The organism is Mesorhizobium sp. M7D.F.Ca.US.004.01.2.1 (assembly GCF_003997785.1).
In the GTDB taxonomy this organism is placed as follows: Bacteria; Pseudomonadota; Alphaproteobacteria; order Rhizobiales; family Rhizobiaceae; genus Mesorhizobium; species Mesorhizobium loti.
Window position 1 is genome coordinate 1 of the sequence record NZ_RZRQ01000480.1, and the last position, 3,307, is coordinate 3,307.

At 62.7% G+C, this 3,307-nt stretch carries 3 protein-coding genes; all 3 read right to left on the reverse strand.

Annotated elements, in window-relative coordinates:
- The coding region (locus tag EN993_RS33315) for a CTP synthase (RefSeq protein WP_164757974.1) at positions 1-1,276 on the reverse strand (1,276 nt) is incomplete at its 3' end.
- Positions 1,277-1,422: 146 nt separating this feature from the next.
- A complete protein-coding gene (locus EN993_RS33320) occupies positions 1,423-2,550 on the reverse strand; it encodes a L,D-transpeptidase (protein ID WP_127266002.1) in 1,128 nt (375 codons plus the stop codon).
- A 211-nt stretch (positions 2,551-2,761) separates the two neighbouring features.
- Positions 2,762-3,232, reverse strand: a complete 471-nt coding sequence (gene secG / locus EN993_RS33325; protein WP_127266003.1) for a preprotein translocase subunit SecG — start codon at positions 3,230-3,232, stop codon at positions 2,762-2,764.
- Positions 3,233-3,307 lie beyond the last annotated feature (75 nt).

The following is a 3,307-nucleotide window of genomic DNA, read 5'->3' on the forward strand; positions in this document are numbered from 1 at the left end:
CCAGCATGTTGCCTTTCAGCCATTCGGTCATCAGGCCGACGACCGGTTCCTCGGTCGGACCGAACTCGGTCGAGGACGCATGCTCCACGCCGGCCAGCGACCGCGCCGCCTCGATGCAAGCCATCTGCATGCCGAAGCAGATGCCGAAATACGGCACTTTTCGCTCACGCGCGAATTTCGCCGCCAGGATCTTGCCTTCGGAGCCGCGCTCGCCAAAGCCGCCGGGAACCAGGATGCCATGCACCTTTTCCAGCCAGGGCGTCGGATCCTCCTTTTCGAAGATCTCCGATTCGATCCAGTCGAGTTTGACCTTGACGTGGTTGGCCAGGCCGCCATGCGAGAGCGCTTCGATCAGCGATTTGTAGGCATCCTTGAGGCCGGTATATTTGCCGACCACGGCGATAGTGACCTCGCCTTCGGGATTGTGGATGCGGTTGGACACCGCCTGCCAGGGCTCCATGCGCGGCTTCGGCGCCGGATCGATGCCGAAGGCGGCCAGCACTTCCGAATCGAGCCCTTCCTTGTGATAGGCCATCGGCACATCGTAGATATGCGGCACGTCGAGCGCCTGGATCACGGCACTTTCGCGCACATTGCAGAACAGTGACAGCTTTCTGCGCTCTTCCTTGGGGATGGCGCGATCGGCGCGGACCAGCAGGATGTCGGGCGCGATGCCGATGCCGCGCAGTTCCTTGACCGAATGCTGGGTCGGCTTGGTCTTCAACTCGCCCGCCGTCGGGATGTAGGGCATCAGCGTCAGATGGACGTAGACGGCGTTGTTGCGCGGCAGGTCGTTGCCGAGCTGGCGTATAGCCTCGAGGAACGGCATCGCCTCGATATCGCCGACCGTGCCGCCGATCTCGCACAGCACGAAATCATAGTCGTCATTGCCGTTGAGGACGAAATTCTTGATCTCGTCGGTGACATGCGGAATGACTTGCACGGTGGCGCCGAGATAGTCGCCGCGCCGCTCGCGCTCTATGATGTTCTTGTAGATCCGGCCGGTGGTGATGTTGTCCTGCTGATTGGCGGAGCGGCCTGTGAAGCGCTCGTAATGGCCAAGATCGAGATCGGTTTCCGCACCGTCGTCGGTGACGAAAACCTCGCCATGCTGATACGGCGACATCGTGCCCGGATCGACATTCAGGTAGGGATCGAGTTTTTTGATGCGTGCGCGATAGCCTCGCGCCTGCAGGAGAGCCCCAAGGGCCGCTGCGGCTATGCCTTTTCCAAGTGAGGAAACCACGCCGCCTGTGATGAATACATATCGCGCCATGGGAGTCATCGCTTAACGCGGCCGGATTGATTCCGCCAGAGAAAAAACCACCGCGAAGGTTTTTTCCCAAGAAGGCGCTCGGGTCGTGAACAGGGCAAAACAAAAGGGCCGGCTGAGCCGGCCCTTTCGGCAGAATGATGGAAACGTCAGATGATAACGACCTTGGTGCCCACCCTGACGCGGCTGTAGAGGTCCATGACGTGCTCGTTGATCATGCGGAAGCAGCCATTCGAGGCGCTGGTTCCGATCGACTGCGGTGCGATGGTGCCGTGGATGCGCAGATGCGTGTCCTTCTTGCCGTCATAGAGATAGATGGCGCGCGCGCCGAGCGGGTTCTGGCCACCGCCGGGCATGCCGTCCTTGTACTGGCCGTAATGCTTCGGCTCGCGCTTCTGCATGTCCAGCGTCGGGATCCAGCGCGGCCATTCCTGCTTGTCGCCGACCGCTACCGTGCCCTTGAACTGCAGGCCTTCGCGGCCGACCGCAATGGCGTAGCGGCGCGCGGTGGAGGACGATTCGACGAGGTAGAGGCGGCGCGCGCTGGTGTCGATGACGATGGTGCCCGCATCGTAACCGGTGAATTCCACGTCTTGCGGCACAAATTCCGGCTTTACCTTGAACTGCTTCTTGGCTTCCCTCTTGGCGAGAGCCTGGTCGAGAGCCCGTGTCTCGGGAAGATATGAGATCGACGACCCGGACGAGGTGCCGCCGAAGAGACCGGCGAACAGACCGCCGCTGCTCGGCTGCTTCTGGCCGATGACCTCGCTGCGCAGCTCGCCATTGTTGCCGGTCAAGGCGACGTTCATCGCTTCCGCCGGAAGCGGCTCGGCCGACTGGATCGGCGCGATCGGTTCGATTGGCTCGATGATCTTGGCAGCCTGCTTCTTGGCCGGCTTGGCATCGGCCACCTCGGCTGCCGGCGCGCTCTTGCCCTTCTTGGCCAGGAACGCCTGCCGTTCCGCGTCGGCCTTGGCCTTGGCCGCCTCGCGCATCGCCAGTTTCCTGGCTTCGAGCGCCTTGGCTTTGGCGGCTTCCTTGTCGGCAACGATCTTGGCCTCGATCTTCTTGATCTGGGCGAGGTCGTCCGGCGTCGGGTTTTTCTTCTTCTTGAGAAGCTTCAACTGCGTCGCATCACTTTTGACGGCGACGTTGATGGCGGAGGTTGTTTCAACCGAAGGCTGTGCGGCCATATTGGCCGGAACGCCAGCGAAAGCGGGGGAACTCATGCCGAGTGCGGCGCAAAGTCCCAGGAAAATGAAGCTGCGAAGCTGCATGGCGAAGATCCGATCGTTCTATGCTTGTTGCCCACGGCGTCGCCCAGCGCCCCCCAAGGGCGCCGGAAATGCCGCGCGCAATCTATAGTCGAATAAGCGCGGGGGCCTCAAGCGTGAGGTCGTGCCTCACCCAGTCGAATCTTTGTGATCCTGCTGCATTTGCCGCGACTGTGTTCAAACGAGCACAGATCGCGGCTTCAGGCGCCGAAGACTACTGGTTCGGGACCTGCGGAGTCGCCGGCGCGGCAGGAGCGGCGCCATTGGTTGCCGGCGGCGTCGAACCAGCGGCAGGCGCCATGGCCGGGGCAGTCGCCGGAGCCGCAGCGTCGTTGCCGGATGGCGGCGTCGGCTTGGCGTTACCGGCAGGCGCCGGGGTGGTCGTGCCGGGCAATTGGTTGAGCACGCCCTTGCCGGCACCATCCGATGTCGCCGGCACTCGGTCGAGGATGTCGATCGGCTTCTCGCCGTAGCGGGCAACGATCGACAGTGTCAGCGACGTGGCGAAGAAGGCAGCCGCCAGGATCGCCGTCGCACGCGTCAGCGCATTGGCCGCGCCGCGCGCGGTCATGAAGCCGGATCCGCCACCGATGCCGAGGCCGCCGCCTTCGGAACGCTGCAGCAGCACTACGCCGACAAGGGCGAGCACGACCATGAGATGGATGACGATCAGTACGGTTTCCATAGTTTATCCTGGCAAGGCCTTGCCCGGCCGCGGACACGACCGGTGAATTGGAGGCGGCTCAATACAATGCTTTGA